The sequence below is a fragment of the uncultured Clostridium sp. genome (assembly GCF_963527835.1).
GTDB lineage: Bacteria > Bacillota > Clostridia > Clostridiales > Clostridiaceae > Clostridium.
Genome location: NZ_CAURTC010000001.1, coordinates 221325 through 246438, shown reverse-complemented (window position 1 = coordinate 246438; position 25114 = coordinate 221325). Strand labels below are relative to the sequence as shown.

The 25114-nt window shown below is 25.3% G+C and carries 25 protein-coding genes and 1 pseudogene; 21 read left to right on the top strand and 5 right to left on the bottom strand.

What is annotated here, in order from left to right; all coding sequences use genetic code 11:
- The first annotated feature begins 599 nt into the window (after positions 1–599).
- From RYM86_RS01280 to RYM86_RS01265, 4 genes are all read left to right on the top strand, one after another.
- Positions 600–752 carry a zinc-ribbon domain-containing protein gene (locus RYM86_RS01280; RefSeq protein ID WP_012423759.1) on the top strand — a complete coding sequence of 51 codons (153 nt, stop codon included), beginning with the start codon at positions 600–602 and terminating at the stop codon, positions 750–752.
- Between the two features lie 298 nt (positions 753–1050).
- Entirely contained in the window at positions 1051–1755 is a 705-nt protein-coding gene (locus RYM86_RS01275; protein WP_315076734.1) for a M15 family metallopeptidase, read from the top strand.
- Positions 1756–1769: 14 nt separating this feature from the next.
- Positions 1770–2462: a response regulator transcription factor gene (locus RYM86_RS01270; protein WP_315076732.1), complete on the top strand. Its 693-nt coding sequence runs from the start codon at positions 1770–1772 to the stop codon at positions 2460–2462.
- On the top strand, positions 2452–3552 hold the full coding sequence (locus tag RYM86_RS01265) for a HAMP domain-containing sensor histidine kinase (RefSeq protein ID WP_315076730.1): 1101 nt from the start codon (positions 2452–2454) through the stop codon (positions 3550–3552). Before RYM86_RS01270 ends, RYM86_RS01265 begins: the two co-directional genes overlap by 11 nt.
- 145 nt (positions 3553–3697) lie before the next feature.
- On the opposite strand, the gene RYM86_RS01260 is transcribed toward RYM86_RS01265, so the two are convergent.
- Entirely contained in the window at positions 3698–4096 is a 399-nt protein-coding gene (locus RYM86_RS01260; RefSeq protein WP_315076728.1) for a carbohydrate-binding protein, read from the bottom strand.
- A 470-nt stretch (positions 4097–4566) separates the two neighbouring features.
- A complete protein-coding gene (locus RYM86_RS01255; protein WP_315076726.1) occupies positions 4567–8268 on the bottom strand; it encodes a collagenase in 3702 nt (1233 codons plus the stop codon).
- 384 nt (positions 8269–8652) lie between these two features.
- Between RYM86_RS01255 and RYM86_RS01250 the strand changes: the two genes are divergently transcribed.
- From RYM86_RS01250 to RYM86_RS01235, 4 genes are all read left to right on the top strand, one after another.
- Positions 8653–8946, top strand: coding sequence for a hypothetical protein (locus tag RYM86_RS01250; protein WP_315076724.1), 294 nt, complete (start codon positions 8653–8655; stop codon positions 8944–8946).
- A 105-nt stretch (positions 8947–9051) separates the two neighbouring features.
- Positions 9052–9177, top strand: coding sequence for a hypothetical protein (locus RYM86_RS01245; RefSeq protein ID WP_315076722.1), 126 nt, complete (start codon positions 9052–9054; stop codon positions 9175–9177).
- Between the two features lie 273 nt (positions 9178–9450).
- Complete coding sequence (locus tag RYM86_RS01240) at positions 9451–9588, top strand: hypothetical protein (RefSeq protein WP_315076720.1); 138 nt, start codon at positions 9451–9453, stop codon at positions 9586–9588.
- Between the two features lie 66 nt (positions 9589–9654).
- Complete coding sequence (locus RYM86_RS01235) at positions 9655–10848, top strand: DUF6348 family protein (protein WP_315076718.1); 1194 nt, start codon at positions 9655–9657, stop codon at positions 10846–10848.
- 111 nt (positions 10849–10959) lie between these two features.
- On the opposite strand, the gene RYM86_RS01230 is transcribed toward RYM86_RS01235, so the two are convergent.
- A complete protein-coding gene (locus tag RYM86_RS01230; RefSeq protein WP_315076716.1) occupies positions 10960–11304 on the bottom strand; it encodes a helix-turn-helix domain-containing protein in 345 nt (114 codons plus the stop codon).
- 142 nt (positions 11305–11446) lie between these two features.
- Between RYM86_RS01230 and RYM86_RS01225 the strand changes: the two genes are divergently transcribed.
- Positions 11447–11851: a pyridoxamine 5'-phosphate oxidase family protein gene (locus tag RYM86_RS01225; RefSeq protein ID WP_315076715.1), complete on the top strand. Its 405-nt coding sequence runs from the start codon at positions 11447–11449 to the stop codon at positions 11849–11851.
- Positions 11852–11904: 53 nt separating this feature from the next.
- Here RYM86_RS01225 and RYM86_RS01220 read toward each other — a convergent pair whose 3' ends face one another.
- Positions 11905–12924 carry an acyltransferase family protein gene (locus RYM86_RS01220; RefSeq protein ID WP_315076713.1) on the bottom strand — a complete coding sequence of 340 codons (1020 nt, stop codon included), beginning with the start codon at positions 12922–12924 and terminating at the stop codon, positions 11905–11907.
- A 221-nt stretch (positions 12925–13145) separates the two neighbouring features.
- On the opposite strand from RYM86_RS01220, the gene RYM86_RS01215 reads away from it, so the two are divergent.
- The 6 genes from RYM86_RS01215 to RYM86_RS01190 all read left to right on the top strand — a co-directional run bounded on the left by RYM86_RS01215 (position 13146) and on the right by RYM86_RS01190 (position 20943).
- Entirely contained in the window at positions 13146–14369 is a 1224-nt protein-coding gene (locus RYM86_RS01215; RefSeq protein WP_315076711.1) for a class I SAM-dependent rRNA methyltransferase, read from the top strand.
- A gap of 259 nt (positions 14370–14628) precedes the next feature.
- Positions 14629–15945 carry an MATE family efflux transporter gene (locus RYM86_RS01210; protein ID WP_315076708.1) on the top strand — a complete coding sequence of 439 codons (1317 nt, stop codon included), beginning with the start codon at positions 14629–14631 and terminating at the stop codon, positions 15943–15945.
- Positions 15946–16026: 81 nt separating this feature from the next.
- A complete protein-coding gene (locus RYM86_RS01205; RefSeq protein ID WP_315076706.1) occupies positions 16027–16497 on the top strand; it encodes a hypothetical protein in 471 nt (156 codons plus the stop codon).
- A gap of 276 nt (positions 16498–16773) precedes the next feature.
- Positions 16774–17613 (top strand): hypothetical protein, encoded by an 840-nt coding sequence (locus RYM86_RS01200; RefSeq protein ID WP_315076703.1) that lies wholly within the window; start codon positions 16774–16776, stop codon positions 17611–17613.
- 492 nt (positions 17614–18105) lie between these two features.
- Positions 18106–18396, top strand: coding sequence for a thiamine-binding protein (locus tag RYM86_RS01195; RefSeq protein WP_315076701.1), 291 nt, complete (start codon positions 18106–18108; stop codon positions 18394–18396).
- 186 nt (positions 18397–18582) lie between these two features.
- Entirely contained in the window at positions 18583–20943 is a 2361-nt protein-coding gene (locus RYM86_RS01190; RefSeq protein ID WP_315076699.1) for an EAL domain-containing protein, read from the top strand.
- A 224-nt stretch (positions 20944–21167) separates the two neighbouring features.
- On the opposite strand, the gene RYM86_RS01185 is transcribed toward RYM86_RS01190, so the two are convergent.
- A complete protein-coding gene (locus tag RYM86_RS01185; RefSeq protein WP_315076698.1) occupies positions 21168–21350 on the bottom strand; it encodes a hypothetical protein in 183 nt (60 codons plus the stop codon).
- A 484-nt stretch (positions 21351–21834) separates the two neighbouring features.
- Here RYM86_RS01185 and RYM86_RS01180 point away from each other — a divergent pair, with 484 nt between their 5' ends.
- The 6 genes and pseudogenes from RYM86_RS01180 (at position 21835) to amrA (ending at position 25114) form a co-directional block, all read left to right on the top strand.
- On the top strand, positions 21835–21984 hold the full coding sequence (locus RYM86_RS01180) for a hypothetical protein (RefSeq protein WP_315076695.1): 150 nt from the start codon (positions 21835–21837) through the stop codon (positions 21982–21984).
- A gap of 105 nt (positions 21985–22089) precedes the next feature.
- Complete coding sequence (locus tag RYM86_RS01175; protein WP_315076759.1) at positions 22090–22548, top strand: hypothetical protein; 459 nt, start codon at positions 22090–22092, stop codon at positions 22546–22548.
- A 257-nt stretch (positions 22549–22805) separates the two neighbouring features.
- Positions 22806–22889: pseudogene (locus RYM86_RS01170) on the top strand (cell wall-binding protein); the annotation flags it as partial.
- 119 nt (positions 22890–23008) lie between these two features.
- Positions 23009–23206 (top strand): hypothetical protein, encoded by a 198-nt coding sequence (locus RYM86_RS01165; RefSeq protein WP_315076694.1) that lies wholly within the window; start codon positions 23009–23011, stop codon positions 23204–23206.
- A 106-nt stretch (positions 23207–23312) separates the two neighbouring features.
- On the top strand, positions 23313–23459 hold the full coding sequence (locus RYM86_RS01160; RefSeq protein WP_315076755.1) for a YmaF family protein: 147 nt from the start codon (positions 23313–23315) through the stop codon (positions 23457–23459).
- Between the two features lie 245 nt (positions 23460–23704).
- Positions 23705–25114, top strand: a complete 1410-nt coding sequence (amrA, locus tag RYM86_RS01155; RefSeq protein ID WP_315076692.1) for an AmmeMemoRadiSam system protein A — start codon at positions 23705–23707, stop codon at positions 25112–25114.

The following is a 25114-nucleotide window of genomic DNA, read 5'->3' as shown; positions in this document are numbered from 1 at the left end:
CCCATTACGGACTTTCACCGATTAGTACGTGCCCATGCTGGGCACACAATAAAAGCTTGGTATTTGTTAAAAAACAACCAAGCTCTACAAATAATCAATATTTAAATAATAACTGTTTTAGTAAAATAATATCACTTAAAAGTATTGTAGTCAATGAATGTAATAAAAAATGATAAAAATAGATACTAGGAAAACGATACGGTTAAAATTATGCAAAATAAAAAAAATCTAAAAGATTTAAGGAGTATATATTATCATAAAGATTATGGTAAAGAAGGATTCATAGAAAGGTATTAAATATATGTTTTTATTAAGAAGTAAATTATTTAAGAAAAATCAATAACGTATGAAATTTTTATCATAGGAACATGCCTATAATAAGTTGAAATTATTAAGAATGATTCTCGCATTGTTTGCTTTAGATAAATATCAATAATTGCTTTTTCAAAAAAATAATTTTATGTTGCAATAATTAAAGTTATGTGTTATTATAAGTGAGTAGCAGAAATGTTACTAAAATAAAGACTTGTATTTAAAATAGTTTCTCGTAAATGGAGATTATTAATGAATTAAGATCTTTAAATTAGGGAGGAATTATTATGACAGATAAGACAATAGTATGCAGAGATTGCGGTAGTGAATTCATATTTACAGTAGGAGAACAAGAATTCTACAAAGAAAAAGGATTCGATAACGAACCAACAAGATGTGCAGCTTGCAGAAGAGCTAAAAAAGAACAAAATAGAAGATAATTTTAAATTGTTATAAATAAGACTGTAGCTTTAGCTATAGTCTTTTTTGTTATGTTTAAAATACAAAGAGGTAGAACAGGAATGAGAAATAAGTAAACCAAATTAAAAATACTAGATAAATGCAATTAAATAACTACTAAACAACTATTTTTTTGTGAAGAGTTAGTTATTATAGCTATATATAAATATTCTAAACTTCAAATCTTATAAAGCTTAAGATTTCGTAAGAAATTTTTATAAGTGTTGTAAATTCTATATTTTACAATGAACTTAAGAGATTATAAGGAGTGGAGAGTAAATGAAAAAAGGATTAAAAAATATTTTAGTATTTATTATAGTTATAGGAGGATTATTTGTAGTTAATAGTTTTTTATGTATGGAATCACAGAAAACAAATAGTAAAGAAAATAAATTTAATTTAAATAGTAAAGATAATTTAATAAATGAAGATAATAATAAAATAATATTGGTAAATAGGGAATATGGTCTAAATAAAGAGTATAAACCAGAAAATTTAACTATTCCTAACATACCATTTGTTGACGATGTAAGCAATGAAGAAAAGCATGTAGCAGGAATAATTGTAGAACCATTAGAAGAATTAGTTAATACAGCACAAGAGGAAGGAATAACATTATTAGGAAATTCAGCATATAGATCATATAAATCACAAAAAAATATCTATAATAACAGAGTGAAAACAGTAGGTAAGGAAAGTGCAGACGCATACGTTGCTAAGCCAGGATTTAGCGAACATCAAACAGGAGTATGTATTGATATTACTAATGAAGATAAGTATTTTGTAAAAGGAACAAAAGAAGCAGATTGGCTTGCAGAAAATTGCTATAGATTTGGTTTTGTTATAAGATATCCTTATGGAAAAAGGAATATAACTGGTATAGAATATGAACCTTGGCACATTAGATATGTTGGAAAAAAAGCTGCTAAGTATATTTATGATAATAAAATTACACTAGAGGAGTACTTAGGAAATCAATTATAAAATAGGAGGGGTATATGAATAATAATATTCTTGTAGTTGATGATGAAAAAGAAATAAGAAATCTGTTAGAAATAAATCTTAGGAATGAAGGATACAGCGTTTTTAAGGCAAAATGTGGAGAAGAAGCTTTGGAAATATTGAAAAAAGAAGAAATTAATTTAATGGTCCTAGATGTAATGATGCCAGGGATGGATGGATTTGAAGTTTGCAGAAAAGCAAGAGAAAAGTATAATATACCAATTCTCATGTTAAGTGCAAAGGGAGAGGATATGGATAAAATACAAGGAATTATGACTGGTGCAGATGATTATGTCTGTAAGCCTTTTAATCATTTAGAACTTTCTGTTAGAATAAGGGCATTATTTAGAAGAACATATTTTTTTAATACTAAAATACAAGTTTCAGATGACATAATAAGAATTGAGTCCATGATTATAGATAAAGGGAAACATAAAATAACAATAGATGATAATGAAGTCTCTTTGACGGCTAGAGAATTTGAAATATTATATTTACTAGCTACAAATAGAGGGAGAGTATTTAGTGCAGAAGAAATTTTTGAAAAAGTTTGGAAAGAAAGATATTATCAATCTAACAATACTGTTATGGTACATATGAGTAGACTTAGAGATAAATTAGAAAAGTATATGGGAGGAAATAAAATAATTCATACAGTATGGGGAGTTGGTTATAAAATTGAAAAATAAAAGATTATATAAATATTGGTTAGTATCAATAGTTGATTTATTAGTTTCTATTACTTTAATGTATGTAATGTTAACTATAATTAAAGAAATAATAATATTATTATATATGTATACTAAAATTCAATTTATAAACTATGTATGGGATTATTGGTATATTTTAAAGTATGGAATTTTTGGGAATTATATTTATATAATAATTGGGTTACCATCATTTTTGTTATTTCATTTTATTATTACATATAAAAAAAATAAAAGTTTAGCTTCTATTATAAATGAAACTAAAGTAATGGCTAAAGGTGATTTAGATAAGTTAATAGAAGTTGAGGCTAAGGGGGATATGAAAAATTTAGCTGAAAATATAAATAATATATCAAAACAACTTAAAAAGAGAACTATAGAGGAAAGAAAAGCACAGAAAACAAAAAATGATTTAATAACTAACGTTTCTCACGATTTAAGAACTCCTTTAACTTCAATAATGGGATATTTAGAGATTATTGATTGTGACAAATATAGAGATGAAATCCAACTAAGATATTATGTTAATATAGCATATGAAAAATCAAAGAGTTTAAATTTACTTATAAATGATTTATTCGAACTCACTAAAATGCAAAATAACACTGTTAAATTAGAAAGAGCTAATATTAATTTAGTAGAACTTTTAGGTCAAGTAGTAGCTTATTTCGAATACCAATTTAAAAATGAAAATATGAAATCAAGAATTAAATTTTCAGATGATAAATTAATAGTAAATGTAGATTCAGAAAAATTAGTTAGAGCATTTGAAAATTTATTATCTAATGCAATTAAGTATGGAAAAGATGGATATTATGTTGATATAACAACAAAGTCTGAAGGTAATATGGCAGTTGTTCAAGTAATAAATTATGGTGAAGCAATATCTATAATAGATTTACCATATATTTTTGATAGATTTTATAGGATAGAAAAATCTAGAAATAGCAATATAGGTGGATCAGGATTAGGATTGGCTATAGCAAAAAATATTATAGAATTACATCAAGGAACGATATCAGCTTATAGTGATAATAATAAAACTATATTTGAAGTTAAATTACCTATATAAAAATTAAGTATTATATCAAACTTAATACAAAGAAAAAGCAACTTTTAGGAATCTAAATAAATTGATAAAGAAACGTTAATTTATAATGAATTGTCAAACTAAGTGTTGCACTTAGTTTGACAATTCATAAAATAGATAATCTAGATTATTTAATGTTGCTTTCATTTACAACTATATGGTAATCATTGTTATTATTGTTATCCCATTTTACTTCGTTATTATTCCATTCTTGTTTAAAGCAATAGTCTACTGTTGCTCCTTTTTCTACATAAATTGTTGTAAAGAAAGTTTCAAATGTTCTTCCCATGTAATAATCAGATACTCTTCTATTCATTTGAACATCTTTAACATCATTCCATCCATTAATACCATAATGTAATGTTACATTTTTTACATCAGTTGTATTGAATTTAGTGTAATTAAATGGCATACATATGCTATATGCTACCTTTTCATTATTTTCTGCTGCTATGGCTGCTTTTGGCATCATAAATGTACATAATAATAATAATGTTGCCATCATAAAAGTTAATATCTTTTTCATTTTATCTCCTCCAAGTTTTTAAAATATTGTATTGTAATCTTTTAACTTAGCGCGCTTTGATGATTACATATTATATTATATCATTTTACATTAAGTGGTACAAATTGTATTATAATGTAATATCCTTTGTGTAACCATTTAAATCTTCAAAATATTATACTTTTTTTGGATATGCTTCAAATTATTATAGGATATATTTATAATTAATTTAATGTATTTTAAATTAATATACTAGATTTGTGAAATAGATAGGCAAATCTAATCTACTAGTTCTAATTTAGAAATAGTAGATTAAAATAACCTAAGCAATTTATTTTATATTTATGTAGGGAATATTAATTATAAGGATTTAGCAATTAAAGCTTAAATGAATTAGTACTTACGCATTGTGGTAAAACCATAAATATTTAACATAAGAAAAATAGCCAGTAGTGAAAGTCAACAAAAGACTAAACTACCGGCTTGTTCATTTACTTTATTGTAAATGTGTATGAACCATCATCTTGAGTATATTTATATATTAATAAGTAGTACTTTCCAGTCTCAATATTAACATTACCTATAATTGAATCACCTGATTGTGAACCATAGGCCATATAATTATCTAAATCTTTTTCACTGAAAAGTTGCCATGTCACACCTAATTTATCTAAACTATTTAATTCAATATTTAAATCAGTAGTTTCATTTACAGTGAAATAATATATATCTTTATTATCTTCACCATTTAATGTATCTGTAATAGTAGTATTAGCATTAATTTTAGTTGCAGAGCCAAAAGAATCATCATTTTCTTCTTCTTTAACATCCTCTTTATTGTTAGATTCTGGAGAACTTTCAATATCACCATCTACTTTTAGTTTATATTCTGAATCATTACCATTTACTTCATATAAAACGATGTAGTATTTTCCAGGCTTATTAACTTTAAAATTTCCAGAGAATTTATTATCATCATTTTCTGATGCATATCCAATATAATTATCAGTGTCATCACTATTATAAGCAAGCCAATTAATAGTAGATGAGTCACTATTAGAATTTTCTATCGTTACATTTATAGTTCCAGTACTTAATGCATTAAAAGAAAATGTATCACATCTATCAGAAGAATCTAAATTTCCATTCATTATTTGATTTTTAAAAATATTATTAGCACATTCAAAATTATCATTGTATTCTTCTTCATCGACGTTTATATTATCATTATTAAAATCTTCGTCTTTATTATTGTCTTCATCTGTATCTGGTGTTTCAGTTGGAGTCTCATCAGTATCCTCATCTGGATCTACTTCAGGAGTTTCAACAAAACTACCATCAACTACAAATTTATAATCAGTTTTTTCTTTAGAACTTTGATATACAACTAAATAATATTTCCCAGGTTTATCAATGCTAACAGTTTTTGAAAGTTGATTCATTTTAGTTTCTGGGAAAGCAAAGTAATCATTTGTATTTTCAGCGTCAAATAATAACCAATTAAAACTATTTTTATCTTGAGAATTATTTTCTAAAGTAATAGTTATATCATCTGGTTTTGTAACTTCAAAAGAAAATGTATCTTGAGAATCATCAGCTTGTAAATCACCTGAGACTAAATCATTTAAATTAATTTCATTAGCATTTTCAAAACGATTATTATCTTCTTTTTCATATACTGGATTGCCAGTAAGTACTTTGTGTATAGATATTTCTGAATATTTTTCTATTTCAAAGCCTTTTGAATCTGTAACTGTAAGCTTTATTGTATAATTTCCAGAAGTTTTGTATATATGAGTAGGATTCTTTTCAGTACTAGTATTTCCATCACCAAAATCCCAAGCATAAGAGAAATTGCTGTCATCTGTTGAACATTCACTAGTAAATTTAATTTTTTCTCCTGCATTACCTTGTTCTGGAGCAGTTAATGTAATTGTAGGTTCTTCGCTAAAGTTGTCATTATGATATAGTAATCCGTGGAATACAACATCATATTTAACTTCATTAGCTGAATTTACTCTAGGATTTATAAAGTAACCTGTAATTGTTTTATATCCATTCCATGGCAGGTTATTTAACTTCTCTAAAGCTTCGTTAACTTTTTCGTTCATTGAACTCCAATTATTAAATTCACCATTATTTGAATCTAATTTATAAGTTCCTTTTAAAGTATAAGTATTGAAGTAGTCAGAACTTTCTTTTACTATTTCTGAATTACTTAATCCCATAGCATTTTCAATATCTTTTTTTACTACTTGTAAATTTTTACTATCACATTTTTTCATATAATCATCAGATACCAAAGGAATGGTATAACTATCATAATTATCAACTAGTTTATCCATATGTTTTTGATACTGTTTATTTAAATTTGAATTTTTACTTGATTCTTCAATTATAGAATCATAACCGTTAACATCATTAGATTTCATTGAGTCAACTAAATCTTTAAATAGTTCTCTATTACTGTTATACATATAATCTGTAAAAGTATAACCATAATTGTAGAAGTCCCATCCATCTGAATAAGAGGAATGGAATAGGCTATTTGCACTAAGTCTTTCTTGTTCATTTTGGCCTATGGCAGATACCATTGACTTTCTAGGTAGTACTGTAGTTCTAGTTGAACCAGCAAAGAATTCTGCAGAACCTTCTTCAAACCAAGTAAGTCTTGTGTTATTTCCTTGATAAAAATCTCCTTGATTAAACAAACCAGGAACTAAATAACGACCTTGAAGGTAATGAGTAAATTCATGTCTAAATAGTTCCTCTAAACTAAATATACTATCTTGAGGGGTTCTTTCATATGTAAAGAAAGTGCCTATTCCTTCAATATAGATACCACCATTATCAACAGAATAACCATATAAAGTTCTATTAAGTTTATATTCCTTAGGATTATTATAAATTACCATAGTTAGTACATCATCTGCAGCACCTGTTTCTAAAGGCTCATCACTTCCGATTATTCTATGAAATTGAGCCTTTACCTCTTTTGAAGCCCAGTAAAGCCTTTGAATTTTAGATTCAGATACTTTATCACCAGCTTTAATTATCATTTTTCCATCATCAAAAGTATATGTTTTAGGTAAAAAAGTATTTTTCTTGTCTTCAATAATTTTATCTACATCAATGTTATTGCCATTTGAATCCTTGGAGTCAAAATCACTTTTTAATAAATCTAAAGTAGTAATATATTGTTCAGAAGTGCTAGGTAGAGTTTCTAAACAATTATCTAATACTTTATGCGGTATTCTAGGATTACTATGATATTTAGCTAATTTTGCTGTGTAATATATACCATTATTTATAAGCCAGCCATTATCATCAGTTATTTCAGAGATAGAAGCAAATTTTAAGATTGCATTGATAAAGTCATCTATCTGTCCAGTCCAAGGAGTATTTTTTCCATCTCTAATATTATTGTCATAACAATATTGATTAATATCATATGTTATTTCACTCATTATTTTTAAAACAGCATCAGCTTTTAATTTATCAGTTGGATATTGATTAATTTCATTATAGTATTGATTTAAAATAGTAACTGACTTATTTACTACTTCAGGATTACAAGAAGCATTTCCAATAAGTTTACCAAAGGCAAACACTACTTTATCTTGTCCATCTTCACCTAATTTAAAGTTTGGATTATTTTCCATTGCAATTAGAGCAGGAATACATCTATCATGGAATTTTCTATCTTTTAGATAATTTAAAGTATCGTTGTAGAATCCTAGATAAAATCCAGATCTTAGAATTTCAACAAGTGTATCGATTCCATTATCATCAGTAGATGTAAAGGTACAAGCTTTTTGATACAGTCCATCTATTATAGCTTGTACACGAGATTCGTTAGAATAAAATTCATAGGTATCTTCGTTGTATTTAAAAATATCAGGAATGTCTTTCCATGATATTTTTGAAGATAATTCTATTATTTCTTCATTACTTAATTTATTGAGCTTTTTGAAAGGATAATTTTCATTATTTTCTTCATAAGAAGGGTTAACTATATCCTCCGTTAAGTTGTAATTATTTTGCTCGGCATTAATTTCATCAACTGAAGAACTTTTACTTAAATAAGTTTCACGTAAGTTTTTAGTAGATGAGGAAATACTAGCAAAGCACTCTGTACTTAGACTAAAGCTTAAGGCTATAGCACAAAGTACTGTAAAAAGTCTTTTTTTCATTTTGCACCTCTTAGTTTTAATATTTTTATACTTTATAAAGCAATTTATAGCATCATTCAATTACCTTAATAAGTATAATTAGATAAATTTTATAAAATCTCAAGTATTATACCATAATATGTATAAATAATACAAATTTATGGAGAAATTATTAATTAAATACAAATAAAAAGTTATTAAAATAATTAATTTTTAACAATATCATTGATAAATTCAAATAACATGTTTAAAGAATAAAAATTAAAACATAATTGTAATCTATGATTAAAAAATTATGTTTTTGAATACTATTATTAAGGGATAATGTTAAGCATATTGTAAATAATTATTAATTTTTTAGGTAAAATAATTAATATATAATTATAGGTTCAGGTGATATTAATCATGGACATTAGTCATAAAAATCACTATGAAGAAATTGGGACAATTATAGTGTGTTATCCATATGTCTTTAAATTAAAAAGATTGTCATTTAAACGATTAAATTATAAGAAGATGTTAAAGCAATATAATGATTTCATCAATTTACTTATTAATGAAGGTGCAAAGATTCAATTTTTAGATCCTATTTATGGTTCAAATCAAGTTTTTACTAGAGATGTAGGATTTGTAATAGATAACATATTATTTATTTCTAAATTAACTAATAAAAAAGGAATTATAGGAAAGAGGATTTAAAACTTTTTATTTAGACTATTCAGAGATCAGTAAAGCTGGTGGAAACTTTGGATGTAGTACTTTACCTGTATTTAGAAAATAGAATATTTTGTAAATATATGTAATATGAGCTTGATATATTTAATTAATAAGTGGTCTAGTGGAGATATTAAGAATCCTAAGTGTGTATCATGCAATGGATGTTATAATACGCCAGGTAAGAGATGTATATTGAATATAAGAGAAAATTAGAAACAAATATAATACAAATTATATAAAATTCCTAATTGATGTATTGGACATTTTTCGGAATTTTATATTTTTTATATAAAAAATATATATTTATAAAAGTACTGATGATAAAAATAGGGATAAATATAAAGTAATGGGAAAATAATCCGATATTAAAGTGTAACTTAGCAGATTATTTTTATATATTAAAAATAAATAAGCAATTTTAAACATAGTTATATATTTATTAAAAATAATAAGCAAAAAGAATTTAAGCAAAGTGAAGGAGAGTGTATGTTTAATTTTTTTAAGAAAAAGATAAAATCACGAAAAGAATTATCAAAAAATTATATTCACGAAAAAATAAATAATGGGAACACCTCAATAGAATCAATGTTATGTTTAGATGGCAATGAGGCTTTTTATGTTTAGTATTTAAAAAAACATCAGTTTCAGAAATAAATTACTAAAAATAGAATTAAAAGGAAAAGTAATCAAATGAAAATATTCAAAAAAATATTTAATAGAAAAAATAAAAGTATAAAAGATGTGCAAATCAATAAGGAAGATATTAATAGTAACGTAAATTTAACTAATGATCAAAAAGTCATTAGAGTACTGAATAATGTAATAAAAGATAGTGAAATAAAAAATGAAAATTTATATATTAAAGGAATAGATTTAACAATAGAAGCTCATGTATCACAAATAAATAAAGGATTTATTCAAGTCATATTTGTACTTAAGCATAAAATTTTTGATGAAGATTTACTTGAATGTGTAGCAGGGGTCGGAAGCAATATTAATGCAGCAATTAAGCATGCAGTATCTAGTTTTTCTTTATCATCATTATGTGGAATAACTAATGCATTAAAGAATGAGGATGGTCATGAATTAAACATAAAATATTATGACAAAATAAATGAATTTACACTTTATAAAAGCTGTTTAACAGCTCAAGGAACAAGAGTAGATCGGAAAGAAATAGATTATTGGGAACTATTAGGCGAAGAAATAAAAAAGCGCTTAGGAAATAAGAGAGTTTATTATATAAAAATATATGCATCTAAAACTGGTAATTCAACAAACTGCGAATGTAGAATAAATGGAATCGTTAATAGTAGCATAAGTGAGATTATTAATGAACATATTAGAGTGTGGAAAATACAAGAATCTTTGTACTCTGAAAAACAAATCTTTATTTTAATTCAAGAAGAAAATACATATGTACCATATAATTTTTCAAAAATACATGTTAGTCATATTATTACGAGAGCATTGGATTTATACAAAGAATGTGATTCAGTAGAAAAATATAATAATTTATATACTCAGATTTTTAACTTCTGTGCTGACAATAGTTTGACCACTGAATTATTTTGTTTTATACCAGAGATTTTTTGTGAATTTATATTTCCAGAAGTGAAGTATTCAGATCAAATTATATTACTAAAAGGAGATGAAAAAATTAATTTATTTAAAGAACAAATTATGTCCTATAACTTAATATATGATATTGTTGAAAAAACGATTAAAAGCGGATGTTATGAAAATAGTGAAATAATGAATATTGTCTTTAAAAGTTCATTATTTAATGCAATTAATAAAGCGTTAAATAATGGAAGTAAAATGGAAAGCTTATGTATGACATCTTTGGCGTTTAATGTTAGAACTGATTATAAAGTTTTTTAAGCAACTTTATAATCATAGTATTCATTTTACACATTGTAGATCAAGTAGAAGTTTGCGCTAAGTATAGACTTGAAAAAACCATAGTGATTTTATAATTAAAGTATAAGAAAACTAAGAATCAGAGACTTTTGAATGTTTACTTTTATACAAATTTCCCCACTCAACCATGGAGTCTAATATGGGTTTTAAACTATAACCAGTCTCTGTTAATGTATATTCCACTTTTGGAGGAACTTCAGCGTATACTTTTCTAGTTATTAATTCACTTGCTTCCATTGCCCTAAGGTTTGAAGTTAATACTTTTTGAGTTATATTACCAATGGATTTTTTCAATTCTCCAAAACGTTTTGTTCCACTAAGTAAATCGCGTATTATTAATACTTTCCATCTATCACCCATAATTTGTAAGGTTATTTCAACAGGACAAGCTGGTAATTCTTTTGACGTACTTAACATAGAAGTCACACCCTTTCTTAATAGTATCCTTTAAGATACTATAGCACTTTGAAGTGCTTACTATAAAATTGATATTAATGTAATTATTATAATATTGTAAGTAAAAAAATGCAATGAGAATTAAGAGGGAGGTTCATTAATAATGAATGAAGTAATAAGTTTCTTAAAGGAAAATCCAGTACAATATTTTGCAACAGTGGGTTTAGATGGAAAGGCGAAAGTTCGTCCATTTCAATTTATGATTGAAGATAGTGGAAAGTTATATTTTTGTACAAACAATGAAAAGGATATTTTTGCACAAATAAAAAATAATCCGTATGTAGAAATAACTACATCAAGTCCTAAATTTGCTTGGATTAGATTAAATGGTAAAGTTGTATTTTCCAATGACATTAATATTAAGAAAAACATAATAGAATCAAGTGATCTTGTTAAATCACTTTATAGAACAGCTGAAAATCCAATTTTTGAGATATTCTATTTAGAAAATGCTAAGGCAGTAATAGCAGACTTTTCTGGAAATCAACCTAAAGAATATAATCTTTAATAACTAAACATAAAATGGTGTTGCAGTTCATTTTGCAACATCATTTTATGTTTTTATTTTTCTTTAGCAAATATTTTTTTATTAAGACCATTTAAGAAACAATTAAATCTAATAGCTACAACATCTCGTGAAAGTAAAAATGTAATAATAAAAGTACCTATTATAATGATTATAAATTTAACAATATCACTTGGTATAAGAGAACATACTCCTAATACAACACCAATAAAATAAGTATGTAACAAATACACTGATAAAGTATTTCTACCCAATTTGCATAAAAAAGTTTCCTTTTTAGGCACTAAATTTGCAAATACGTATATAAACAGAAAACCAACTCCATAATTTAGGGTGGCAAGAATAACACTTTTTATCATACCTATTTCAAAATGGTTATATGAACGATCAGCCCATAGAAATTCACCTGGAATATTAAAAAGCTTAACAAATAGGATAGCAAGTGCAATTCCTATACCAGTAATTAATATAGGTGGAACTTGTCCAAATTTTCTTAATTCATGTAATTTCTTTTCACTTGTATAATATCCAACTAGAAAGAATGGAGTAAATGCAAGGGTACGCGAAAGCGCCATAAATGTACCTAATTCACTAAAAAGTCTAGCAGCTATTCCTACAATGATGCTGATTATAAATATATTTTTAATTTTTAAAAGATCTGGTAAAAATATTTTCCAAAGGAACATTGAAAATATATACCATAATGCCCATCCAGGAGTAAAAAATGAAAATATAGTTATATTTGTAATTTCACCTGCGCTATTTCCTGGTAAATATTGTGAATACATCTCGACTACATTCCATATTGTGTTGAAAAATAGAAATGGTATAAATAAATTTTTTACCGCATTTTTACGTCCCTTTTCTATATTTTTAGAAAGATAGCCTGATATAAAGACAAACACTGGCATATGAAAAAGATAAACAAAGGTATACATAATTCTAACAATATCATAATCCTTTCGTAAGAATTCTAAGCTATGTCCTAAGACTACCAGAAAAATTAAGATACCTTTACTATTATCAATTAAATAATTCCTATGTGTTTCTACCATTTTATTAACCCCTTTTATTAATCAAAATAAGTATATTCTTATTTTAATTAATATAATTTTAAAATTCATACTATTTATACTAAAACATAGTGTTGCCTTAGAGTCAATAGTAATGGAATATGTTAATTTAATCAGTTTGTTAATTACATAAATTAAAAATCTTTGCTATATAATTGAGATAAATATATAATATAAGTATTAATTTAAGGTAGGGATAACAAATGAAAGAATTAAAAGTTATAGTTAAAAATGAATATGTAAAAAAATATAGCAATAAATATGCATTAATATCAGAGGAAACATTAGAAAATCCAGAGGTATTAAAAAATGAAGGAGATATTATTACACTAGTAGATAAGAAGCAACAATTTTTAGGTAAAGGCTATTATGGAAAGCAAAACAAAGGTTGTGGATGGGTTTTAAGTAATAGTAAAAAGTGTAATTTTGATAATAAGTTTTTCTATGATAAGTTGAGAAATGCTTTTTCAAAAAGAATGAAATTATATCATTCTAAAGATACAAATGCTTTTAGAGTATTTAATGGCAGCGGTGATGGAATTGGTGGATTAACTATAGATTATTTTGATGAATATTATCTTATAACTTGGTATAGCAAAGGTATGTATGCATTCAAGGAGTATATAATAAAATCTATAAAATCTTTAGTTTCATTTGAAGGAATATATGAAAAGAAGAGATTTGAAGATAATGGAATGGTTGTAGATGAAGATAGCTATTACTGTGGTCAAAAAGCACCAGAACCTTTAGTTGTTAAAGAAAACAATGTGAATTTTGCCATTTATTTAAATGATGGTGCTATGGTTGGTGTATTCTTAGATCAAAAGGATGTTAGAAAATCTATAAAGGATACTTATTCTAATGGTAAAAGAGTATTAAACACTTTTTCATATACAGGAGCGTTTTCAATGGCAGCAGCAAGAGGTGGTGCTATAACTACTAGCGTAGATTTAGCAGGTAGAAGTTTAAAAAAGACTATTGAAAACTTTGAATTAAATAAGATTGATCCAAATAATCATGAAATTATTGTAGATGATATATTCCATTACTTTAAGGAAGCTAAAAAAGAAAATAAAAAATTTGATGTGGTTATATTAGATCCTCCAAGTTATGCTACTTCTAAAGATAATACATTTAGTGCTGCTAGCAATTACAAAGATCTAGTTAAAAATGCAATTGATGTAACAGAAGATGAAGGGGTAATAGTTTGCTCAACAAATTGTTCTACATTTAATATGAATAAATTCAAGAAGTTTATTGATAAAGCATTTTTAGAAAGTAATAAGAAGTATTTCATTCTTGAAGAACATACATTACCAGATGATTTTGCAGTTTCAGATAAATATCCTGAAGGTGATTATCTTAAGGTGGTTTTTGTTAAAGTATACTGTGATAAAGCAATTAATGCAATTGAAGATATAAATTAAGTATATAGAATTACATAATAATTTATAAGCCTATAAGTATTTTGATTATTGATACTTATGGGTTTATTTTTAGTGTTAGACTAGTGATTTATTGTATAAAAATTATTAATTGAGTGATTCTAAATTAAAAAAGTTAAATGAAGAATTTTGGAAAGTTCTAAATTTTAAGAATTAACATATATAAGAATAATTAATGAAAAAATAGAATTAGTATATTGAAAATTTTAACATTAAATAAGGTATAAAAGAGGTTTTATTTATGGTTGATATGACAACAGGTAATCCAAGCAAATTAATCTTTAGATTTGCATTACCTATGATTTTAGGAAACATATTTCAGCAAATTTATAATTTAGTAGATACAATAGTTGTGGGTAAATTTGTGGGAGCACATGCTTTGGCAGCTATTGGATCTTCTTTTTCTATAGTAGTATTTATAACATCTATAATAATAGGACTAGCTATGGGATCAAATGTTATATTAGCACAGTTTTATGGTTCAAATGAAAAAGATAAGTTTAAAACTGTGTCAATTACGTCCTTTCTATTTATTGGAGTAGTTACATTAGCTTTAATGATTTTTTCCTTAAATTCAATAGATTTTTTATTAACTTTATTTAATATGCCGAATGAACTTATAATGGATTCAAAAACTTATTTAATTATTATATTATCTGGTTTAGGATTTACTTTTATTTATAATTTAGCAACAGCAATGCTTAGATCAGTTGGAGATTCTAAGAGGCCATTATATTTTTTGATAATATCTTCAATAATAAATGTTATTTTAGATTTAGTGTTTGTTATTAATTTTAACTTAGGTGTTAAAGGTGTAGCTTTAGCTACAATCATTGCTCAAGGAATTTCAGCACTATTAAGCTGTATATATGTTTATAAAAAACTTTCATTTATTAGGTTTACAAAAAAAGATTTAAAGTTAGATAAAGATATACTAAAATTAGTAGCTAAGTATTCTATTTTAACTTCAATTCAACAATCTATTATGAATTTTGGTATATTAATTGTGCAGGGATTAGTTAATACATTTGGGGTTACTGTAATGGCAGCATTTGCAGCAGGGGTAAAGGTCGATTCAATAGCATATATGCCAGTACAAGACTTTGGCAATGCTTTTTCTACTTATGTTGCACAAAATAAAGGCGCAGAAAAGTTTGAGAGGATAAAGAGAGGAATTATAGGTTCTGTTAAAATGATAATTGCATTTTGTTTGGTTACTTCAAGTTTAATATTTGTTTTTTCAAAAAACATAATGTTATTATTTGTAGATGAAAAAGAAGAAGAGATTATAAAATTAGGAGTTCAATATATATCAGTTGTAGCTATTTTTTATGTATTAATAGGGTTCTTGTTTATGTTTTATGGTTTATATAGAGGGTTAGGGATGTTAAAAATATCAATAATATTAACAGTAATGTCTTTAGGAACTAGAGTAGGCTTAGCATATGTACTTTCAGCAACTTTATTAGGCGCTTATGGGATATGGTGGTCAATACCTATAGGATGGGCATTAGCTGATACTTTGGGAGTTATTGTATATAAAAGATTAGATTATTGATAGTCTAATATCAGTCATGAATATGATTTTATATTTTTCAAATACTATAAGAAAGTATAAAAGAATGGACGTGAAATATTAATGAATGAAACTTTAAATTCTAATATTTTTAGAAAGTATACTTTGGATTATTTAGGGAAATATCATTTTTATGAAGAAGATGAATTAGTAAAATTAAAAAAAGATGGTGAATATATTTTAGATAATCTTAAAAAGAGTAATAGATTTGATTATGATAAAGCAATGTATACGTTCACTAAGTTTGGAAATATTTCAGAGGGAAGAACAGAAATAGATGTTATAGTAGAAATAGAAAAAGAAAATATAGATGTAAGGATTAGTGATAAAATAACACAGCTAGATTTAATATATAAAATGGAAGTAAAAAAATTAGAAGATCATTATAGAATAGCAACTCGTATAAGTGAAAAAACTGATTCAGTATCTGCACTATTATATATAAATCTTAGAGATGGAGAAGAATTTATAAAAGCTTTAGAAGAAATTAAAAAATATCAAGAAAAATTATCTAATAGAAATACAATTAAATAACTATGAGATTCTTACAGCTATTTAATTGTAATCTTATAATTATAAACAATAAATATACAATGAAGCATTATTAAATAGTATTTAAAATTAAGATTTAGATTCAATCTAGATCTTTTTTGTTAATAAATTAATATAACAGTGCTTATGTAAGAGTTAGAAAAGTGTTAATATACTTGAAATATTTTAAAAAGTGATAACGATTACTAAAGTTAAATGAATTAATATCGATAATATATAATGATATGGAAAATTAAGTTAATTAGGAGATGGGTTAAGATGGAAAATGATTGGAGCTTTGATATTAGAACGATACATAAAGTAAATTATATAACTATAATTGTTATATGTTTATTTATGAGTTTAACGACTATTTCAATGCTTAATTTTAAATTAAACATTGATGATTTATTACCATTTATAACAATAATAATAGTTTCAGTTATAATATATTTTTTAAATATAAAGGACATCATAAAAGCCATAGCTTTTAGTTTAGCTATAATACTTTCCAATTTTGGATACCTATTGTTTGCAAACTTTAATGAACAAACTACTGCATCTGACACATTGGTCTTTGGAGCTGGTATTATATGTGGTGCATTATATTTAAATAAAAAAGTATTAGTTGTAGATGCATTTGCTTTAGATATGTGTATTGTAATATTATTTTTGGTTAATCCGACCAGCATTTTAGGAGAACACTTTTCATATTCTAATATGTTAAATTTTTTTGTAATTTTAAATGGAATTATAATTATAATTTACTGTATTACTGTTTGGGGTGAAAATTTAATTGAAATAGTAAATAAGAAATCTTTAAAAAGTACGGATATAGTAGATAAATTAGATAGGCTTTTATTAAATATTAAGAATTTAACTAATGATTTAGAAAGTAATATAGAAACTTTTCCGGGAGATAGTAAGGATGTTAAGGATTCGAGTCAAGATAAAACAGAATCTATAGATCAAATAAACATGAGAGTTCAAGAAATAGCGAAGAGTATATTAAATATAAAAACAGAAGTTGAAGGAAAAGGAAATATTATTGAAGAGCACACAACATATGCAAAGGAAATTGATGGAACAATTAATAAAGCAAGAAAATTAACTCAATAAAAATTAATGCCTATATTGACAACATATGTGAAAAAATATATAGTTAATTTATAATAGGATAGAAAAACAGCTAACCTGATTTGGATAATGTCAACGTAGAGAAATTGTATTATTTAAGTATAATATAAAAATAGTAACCATAAGCATAGAATTGTCTAAGTTAGATGATTTTATGCTTTTTTATTCTTTAGGAAATTATATATCTTGAAAATTTATGGATAACTTATAGAATATTGTATTTTAAAGGTATGATGAGTATCTCTAAAGAATAAAAAATAATCATATGCCGCACCATTATTCCTGCACTGCGTTTGGAAAGGGTACATGGCTAAAAAAATCGACGGCTCTAAAGTCGCCTAGGCGATTTTGTTCTGATTTCAAAATTAGTGCTTGTTTTAATAATGTATTGATATAGATTACTTTACCTATTAAATATATGAACACATATTTAAAACAGAATTAATAATAAAAACAATAATAGGGGGAGTTAAAATGTCAGTATGTAATGTAAGTTTGCAAGTAGTACCAAGTGTTCCAGAAGATATGATTTATCCAGTAGTGGATAAGGTTATAGAATACATAGAGTCTACTGGTGTAAAATATGAAGTAGGTCCAATGGAAACAACAATGGAAGGTGAATTAGATTTTCTTCTTGAAATTGTAAAAAAATCACAGGAGATTTGTGTAGAAGAGGGTGCATCTAGAGTTATTTCAATGGTTAAGATTGACTATAAAAAAGATGGTGTAACCATGGATGAAAAAATTAAAAAATATAGAGAATAAAGTAGTAAGTAATATAACAATTATTTGTTAAAAAAGAAATTTAATATTTTAAAACAAGATAAAAATACATACTGTAACCTAGTATGTATTTTTATTATAGAATAAGAAAAAATAGGATATTAAGGAATATTTTATTTAATTATGCTATACTACTGATTATAGGATATATTAGGAGGCAATTCACGGATGGATAAAAGACAACTAGTTATAGTCTCTAGTAATGCAAAAAAAATTTCACAAATATCTAATAAGGCTCAAGATAATGGATTAGACTTTTCAATACATGGAAGTATAGATGAAGTTATTAAATTAGATGTGAATTTAGTAATAATAGATACAAATATAGGCAACAAAGAAGTTATTAGAACTATAAAAAAATTAAAAAATGAATTTTTAAAAGTTAAATTAGGAATTATAATATGTACAGATAAAGATAACATTGGGAATTTAAAAGAGTATATAGAAATTGGAGCGGATGATTATATATTAAAACCATTTAGATTTGAAGAAATAGATTTAAGAATTAGTAATCAAATTAAGTTAATGAAAGCTGAAACAAATTCTAAGATAAAAGATATTCAATTTGATGCATTGTTAAACAACACTCCTTTTATGGCTTGGTTTAAGGATAAAGATAGCAATTATATTAAAGTAAATAATGAGTTTATGGAGCATAGTGGAAAAACAATGGGGCAGATAAAGGGCAAAGGGGATCACTATGTATGGAGCGGTATGGTAGGAGATCGGTGCAGACAATTTGATTTAGAAGTAATGAATAAAAGAACTCAAGTAGTTTTTGATGAAATAATTCCTGGGGAAAAGGGATTTAAGCAATTTAATATGTATAAAGCACCAGTAATAAATGAGTTTGATGAAGTAATAGGTACTATAGGTATTGCAAGAGACATTACTGATTTAAAAAATAAAGATGCTAAATTGCAAATGCTTATGGACAACTTACCTTTTCCAGTATGGTTAACTGATATAAATGCAAAATATGTTAATGGAAACAAAAAATTTGCAGATTACTTTAGTGTAAGTATGGATGAATTAATAGGAAGAATGCAACATGAAATTTTTGGAGAAGATATTGTAAAAGATATTCATAGTCAAAATAAAGAAATAATGGAAGCAAAAGAGACTAGAAAATTTGAGTCTGATATTAAAGTTAATAATGAAATTAGAAGTGTGGAAATTTATAAAACACCTGTATTTGATATAGGAAATGAGGTAATAGGAATTGCTAGTGCACTTATAGATATTACAGATATTAAGGAAGCACAAAGAAAAATAAAGAAGCAAGCTTTTACAGATGCTTTAACGCAAATATCTAATAGAACAGCATTATATGATTACATGAAAAATGAAAGTGATTATAGTAATATAGGTATGATGCTTGTAGACATTGATAATTTTAAAGATATTAATGATTATTATGGTCATAATTTTGGCGATAAAGTAATTGTACATGTAGCAAATGAACTTAATAAAATTTGCAATGATGTTTTTATATGTAGGTTTGGTGGAGATGAATTCTTAGCTGTTTTTAAAGATGTAGAAAATGAAAATATAATATGTGATAAAGCAGAAAAAATATTAGAAAAAATACATATGTATAAAGAACATGATTTTTCTGTTAGTATAGGCATCGCAATGGGAGATAATATATCAGATATAAATAGGCTGCTTGTAAAGGTAGATCTTGCAATGTACAAATCTAAAGAATTAGGCAAAAATAGATTTATAAAATACACTAAGGAATTAGAAGCAGAAAAAAACTTAACTTTAAATATAGAAAAAGATTTAAAGTATGCAATAGCCAAAAATGAAGTAAAAGTATTTTATCAACCACAATATACAATAGATAGAAAACTAAAAGGATTTGAAGCACTATTTAGATGGCAAAGCAAAAAATATGCAAGTGTTCCTGTTATAAAAATAATAGAAGTTATGGAACGTAGCAATTTAATAATAGATATGGGTTATTATATAATGCATGAAGCTTGTAAATTTGCAAAAAAAATAAATGTAAACAGAAAAGATAAGATAGTAGTTTCAATTAATATATCTGCCATTCAAATAATGGAGAAAGATTTTATAAATAAGGTAAAATCAATAATTAATAGGGCAGATGTATCTATTGATTGTATTGGAATAGAAATAACAGAGACTATATTAGTTAAAAATATAGAAGAAAATATAATGAAAATTAAAGAATTAAAAGATATGGGAGTTACAATAAGTTTAGATGATTTTGGTACAGGCTATTCATCCCTTAATTATATTGTAAATATGCCTTTATCATTAATAAAAATAGATAAGAGTTTTATTAGTGGAATGAATGTAAAAAAAGAATATATAAAACTTTTAAGATTAATTATTGCCTCAGCTCATTCATTGAATTTACCAATAGTGGCTGAAGGCGTGGAAACAGAAGAACAATTAGCAAAATTAAATAAAATGAATGTAGATTATGTTCAAGGATTTTTATTCTCTAAACCAGTAGAGGAAGAAAAAGCATTTAAATTATCAGAACTTGAATCATAAATTTACCATATAAATTAAAATTTCGTTGTATAGCTATAATACGTAAATATTTTATAAATATACTATTGTATATGGTTAGTTAAAAAGTGTATAATGAAATGGCAGGTTATTAATTAAAATTACGAATGAGGGCTATATCTTAAGAATATTTAATATTCTTAAGATATAGCCTAAATTTTTATATATTATTATGAGAGGATTTAATTTTATTATAAGGAAGAGATTTAATTAAATATATAAGGATATCGGATTTTACATATGCTTATACAATCTTTAATAGTATTTTCTCCATAATAGTTTATTAATTCAACAATAACTAAGCCTAAAGCATTTTCTACTTTGGCTACATATAAAATGTGAACTAACTTATCGGTTAAATTATCAAAATTAAAATAATGTTTACTCATAATAAATCCTCTCTAATTATAATTTATTAAATATATATTCACATAACATATATTTAATGACTAAAACCACAAAATAATAAGATATATTTTAGAATATGGACAATTATTAGGAATATATGCAGATTTAAAGAAAATTTATCTTACAAAAATGTAATTATTATAAAAAGAATCTACATAGACTAGTAAAATAAAGGGGTTATGAGTAAACGTCAAAAAAATTTTTAAAAAATTTTAGCAAGTTCATATAACTCAAAAATCGTTATATTTTGCCAGGTGGACAATATGAGTTAGAAAAAGGGTATATGATTTAGGATTAAATTTTGAATATACTACATGCGAAAATATAATAATAAAGTTATTAGAATCAGATAGGGTTACGGGTGGATTAAGATATAAAAGAAAATTTGCTTTTAAAATCAATAGATTTAATTTAATTCAAGCATATTGGACAGTAGCCTGTCATGTAGCAAAGGAGGAGTAGCCAATGACGCCAAAGGAACTTACAGCATTAACAGTAAGAGATATTGCCAATAGAAGAGAAAAAGCTGATAAAGAATTCTATGGTTATCAAAAAGAGAGTGGAGTAAGAAGAAAAAAAGCTTGCAATGTGAGATATGGTGGATATAGATGGTAATTAATTTATAATAGTAGGGAACCAATTTATTAAGAAGTGAATAATATAATATATGCAATGCTTACTAATAGCTTTAAAGAGATTATTATGAAGCAGGTGTCTGAAATGATTATTGCATTTAATCAAATTATGTTGAATATAGAACGAGGATATTATAGATATATTGGTTCAGGTTCTAGTAGAAAAGTGTTTGATTTGGGAAATGGATATGTAATCAAAGTGGCAAAAAATAGAGCTGGAATTGCGCAAAATAAATCTGAGTATAAAATTTCATCTAATGATTATTCAGATTTGTTTGCAAAAGTTATAAAAGCTTCAAATAACTTTAATTTATTAATAATGCAAAAAGCGATTAAAATATATAATATTTCATATGTATTGAAGTATTTCAATGTTAGAAGTAAAAATCAACTGCTTAACTCAAAAGAGCTACAGAATATTAAGAGAAACTATAATTTATTATTGTCTGATTTAGGTAGGAAAAGTAGCTGGGGAATTATTAATGGAAGACCTGTTATTATTGATTATGGTTTTACAAGAGAGGTCCAGAAAATGTATTATTAACATTTTTAGATATAAGATAGGATACTATATATTAAAATAAAGTATATTAAATATCGGATATTAAGATATTATGTTTAATAGTATATAAATAGTAAGAGTAAGGTACGTTATAGAAGATATGCCTTGCTCTTTTTTATATATTATATACATATTAAAGTAAGTAGCATAATAAATTTAAAATGCTTAAATGGTGGAATAAAAGAGGAATAATTTTTTAAAATAAAAGCTTTATAATAGTAAGTGTAAAGAATGAAAAGTGGTATTATTTAGATCCTAATTCTACAGGATATAAAGGAGAATGTTATATAGATAGGACTGCCACTATAGATGGAAAAGAATATAAATTAATGTCCTGTTTAGTAACAATTATATAGTAATATGAATATATTAATAATATACAAAAGATAAGAGGTGATTAGTATGTGGTTTGGTCCTGGATTTGGATTAGGATTAGGATTTAATGGATTTAACAATGGATTTGGATTTAATGGATTTAATGGATTTAACAGATGTTGTAGATGTTGTAGATGTTGCAGATGTCGTAGATGTCGTAGATGTCGTAGACATCACAGACGCCGTTCTTGCTAATGACAGATTAATTATTCCTTATACTAAGAAAGTTATAATGAAATTAAAAGCTATTAGTAAAATAATTTAGTACTATTATATACCGTATTATTTAAATCTTTATGAGAAGCGAATAATACGGTATTTTTATTTAACTCACATAAATATACAAAAGAACATAGTACATAGTATTTTAAATAGCAAAGGAGAAACATTTAACAAATGGAAAGCACATTCATTTAGTAAAGGGGAAAATAACCATCGATGATGGACATGATCATGATTATTATTTTGCGACTCAAATTCAAGATCCAACTGAAGTACCAGAAAAGAAAATGTGCTAAATTTTAAATAAAAATACAAGTAGAAAATGTAATGACAGTATGTGATTAAGTTCTATGTACTGTCATTATTTTTATTTAGCTAAAGTTAATGCTCCACTAGAATATATAATTATTGTTAATCTAAAAAGAGTGAAAATACTTCTAGCAGCTAAAAGAATATTTTTAATATTAAGATTAAAGTATACTAAATTAAAAAGAAGTAAAAATAATCTTATAAGAAACTAATATTAAGAGGTGAAATTTTAATGAATGATATAAAAGGATATTATTTAATGCCACATCCACCAATAATAATTCCTGATATAGGAAAAGGTGAAGAGAAAAAAATTGAATTAACTTCAAATGCTTGTAATGAAATAGGGAAAGAAATAAGTGATATTAAACCAGATACAATAATTGTAATAACTCCTCATTCAACTATGTTTTCAGATGCAATAGTTGTATCTAATGAAGAAAGAATTAGGGGAGATTTAAGACAATTTAGGTGTTCTAATTTTAAAATGGATATTAAAATAGATACTGAATTTAATAATGAACTTATAAAATTGTGTACTGAAACAGAGATTCCAGTAGCACCTGTAAATTCAGAATTTTTAATAAGATTTAACAGAGATTATGAATTAGATCATGGAGCAATGGTTCCACTATATTTTATAAATAAATATTACAATAATTATAAGCTAGTTCATATTACGTACTCAATGATTGGCGATTTAAACTTATATAAATTTGGGATGAACTTGAACAAAGCAGTTAAAAATTTAAATAAAAAAGCTGTAATAATAGCTAGTGGGGATCTTTCACATAAACTTAAAAATGATGGACCATATACTTATTCACCCTATGGGAAAAAATTTGATAATGAATTTATAAAAAATCTTGAAAATGGTGATATTTTAAGTGTATTTAATATGAAGAAAAGTTTAATAGAAGAAGCAGGACAATGTGGATTTAATTCTACTTTGATACTATTAGGTAGTATGGATGGAAAAGAAGTAAAGGGAAAACTTTTATCTTATGAAGGAATATTTGGAGTTGGGTATGGAGTAATGAAATTTAATGTTAAAAATAGTGAAAACAGTACATTAAATTCTATAATAAAATTTCAGAAAAAAAAATTAAGGGAAAAGTTAAATTCATCAAATACATATGTAAAATTAGCACGTGAAAGCTTAAATTACTATTTTAAAAATAAAATAAAATTAACTGATATATCTAATATGCCACAAGAACTATTAAATAAGAGATATGGAGTATTTATATCATTAAAGAAGTTTGGTAATTTAAGAGGATGTATAGGAACAATTTCTCCAACGACAGATAATGTAGCACAAGAAATTATAAGAAATTCAATAGAAGCAGCAATAAATGATCCAAGATTTATGAGTGTAGTAGAAGAAGAATTAGACGATTTAGATATATCTGTGGATGTACTTATGGAAGCAACATCATGTAATAAAGAAGAATTAGATCCTAAGAAATATGGTGTAATAGTTACTTCTGGATATAAAAGAGGATTGTTACTTCCAGATCTTGAAGGGGTAAATACTATAGAAAGCCAGCTAAATATAGCATGTGAAAAAGCAGGAATAAATAAAAATGAGAAATATGATATAGAGAGATTTGAAGTTATAAGATATAAAGAAGGTGAATAG

Coding starts and splice junctions, on each gene's coding strand:
- RYM86_RS01280 (WP_012423759.1), top strand. CDS start 600: ATGACAGATAAGACAATAGTATGCAGAGATTGCGGTAGTGAATTCATA.
- RYM86_RS01275 (WP_315076734.1), top strand. CDS start 1,051: ATGAAAAAAGGATTAAAAAATATTTTAGTATTTATTATAGTTATAGGA.
- RYM86_RS01270 (WP_315076732.1), top strand. CDS start 1,770: ATGAATAATAATATTCTTGTAGTTGATGATGAAAAAGAAATAAGAAAT.
- RYM86_RS01260 (WP_315076728.1), bottom strand. CDS start 4,096: ATGAAAAAGATATTAACTTTTATGATGGCAACATTATTATTATTATGT.
- RYM86_RS01255 (WP_315076726.1), bottom strand. CDS start 8,268: ATGAAAAAAAGACTTTTTACAGTACTTTGTGCTATAGCCTTAAGCTTT.
- RYM86_RS01250 (WP_315076724.1), top strand. CDS start 8,653: ATGGACATTAGTCATAAAAATCACTATGAAGAAATTGGGACAATTATA.
- RYM86_RS01245 (WP_315076722.1), top strand. CDS start 9,052: ATGAGCTTGATATATTTAATTAATAAGTGGTCTAGTGGAGATATTAAG.
- RYM86_RS01240 (WP_315076720.1), top strand. CDS start 9,451: ATGTTTAATTTTTTTAAGAAAAAGATAAAATCACGAAAAGAATTATCA.
- RYM86_RS01235 (WP_315076718.1), top strand. CDS start 9,655: ATGAAAATATTCAAAAAAATATTTAATAGAAAAAATAAAAGTATAAAA.
- RYM86_RS01230 (WP_315076716.1), bottom strand. CDS start 11,304: ATGTTAAGTACGTCAAAAGAATTACCAGCTTGTCCTGTTGAAATAACC.
- RYM86_RS01225 (WP_315076715.1), top strand. CDS start 11,447: ATGAATGAAGTAATAAGTTTCTTAAAGGAAAATCCAGTACAATATTTT.
- RYM86_RS01220 (WP_315076713.1), bottom strand. CDS start 12,924: ATGGTAGAAACACATAGGAATTATTTAATTGATAATAGTAAAGGTATC.
- RYM86_RS01215 (WP_315076711.1), top strand. CDS start 13,146: ATGAAAGAATTAAAAGTTATAGTTAAAAATGAATATGTAAAAAAATAT.
- RYM86_RS01210 (WP_315076708.1), top strand. CDS start 14,629: ATGGTTGATATGACAACAGGTAATCCAAGCAAATTAATCTTTAGATTT.
- RYM86_RS01205 (WP_315076706.1), top strand. CDS start 16,027: ATGAATGAAACTTTAAATTCTAATATTTTTAGAAAGTATACTTTGGAT.
- RYM86_RS01200 (WP_315076703.1), top strand. CDS start 16,774: ATGGAAAATGATTGGAGCTTTGATATTAGAACGATACATAAAGTAAAT.
- RYM86_RS01195 (WP_315076701.1), top strand. CDS start 18,106: ATGTCAGTATGTAATGTAAGTTTGCAAGTAGTACCAAGTGTTCCAGAA.
- RYM86_RS01190 (WP_315076699.1), top strand. CDS start 18,583: ATGGATAAAAGACAACTAGTTATAGTCTCTAGTAATGCAAAAAAAATT.
- RYM86_RS01185 (WP_315076698.1), bottom strand. CDS start 21,350: ATGAGTAAACATTATTTTAATTTTGATAATTTAACCGATAAGTTAGTT.
- RYM86_RS01180 (WP_315076695.1), top strand. CDS start 21,835: ATGACGCCAAAGGAACTTACAGCATTAACAGTAAGAGATATTGCCAAT.
- RYM86_RS01175 (WP_315076759.1), top strand. CDS start 22,090: ATGATTATTGCATTTAATCAAATTATGTTGAATATAGAACGAGGATAT.
- RYM86_RS01165 (WP_315076694.1), top strand. CDS start 23,009: ATGGATTTAACAATGGATTTGGATTTAATGGATTTAATGGATTTAACA.
- amrA (WP_315076692.1), top strand. CDS start 23,705: ATGAATGATATAAAAGGATATTATTTAATGCCACATCCACCAATAATA.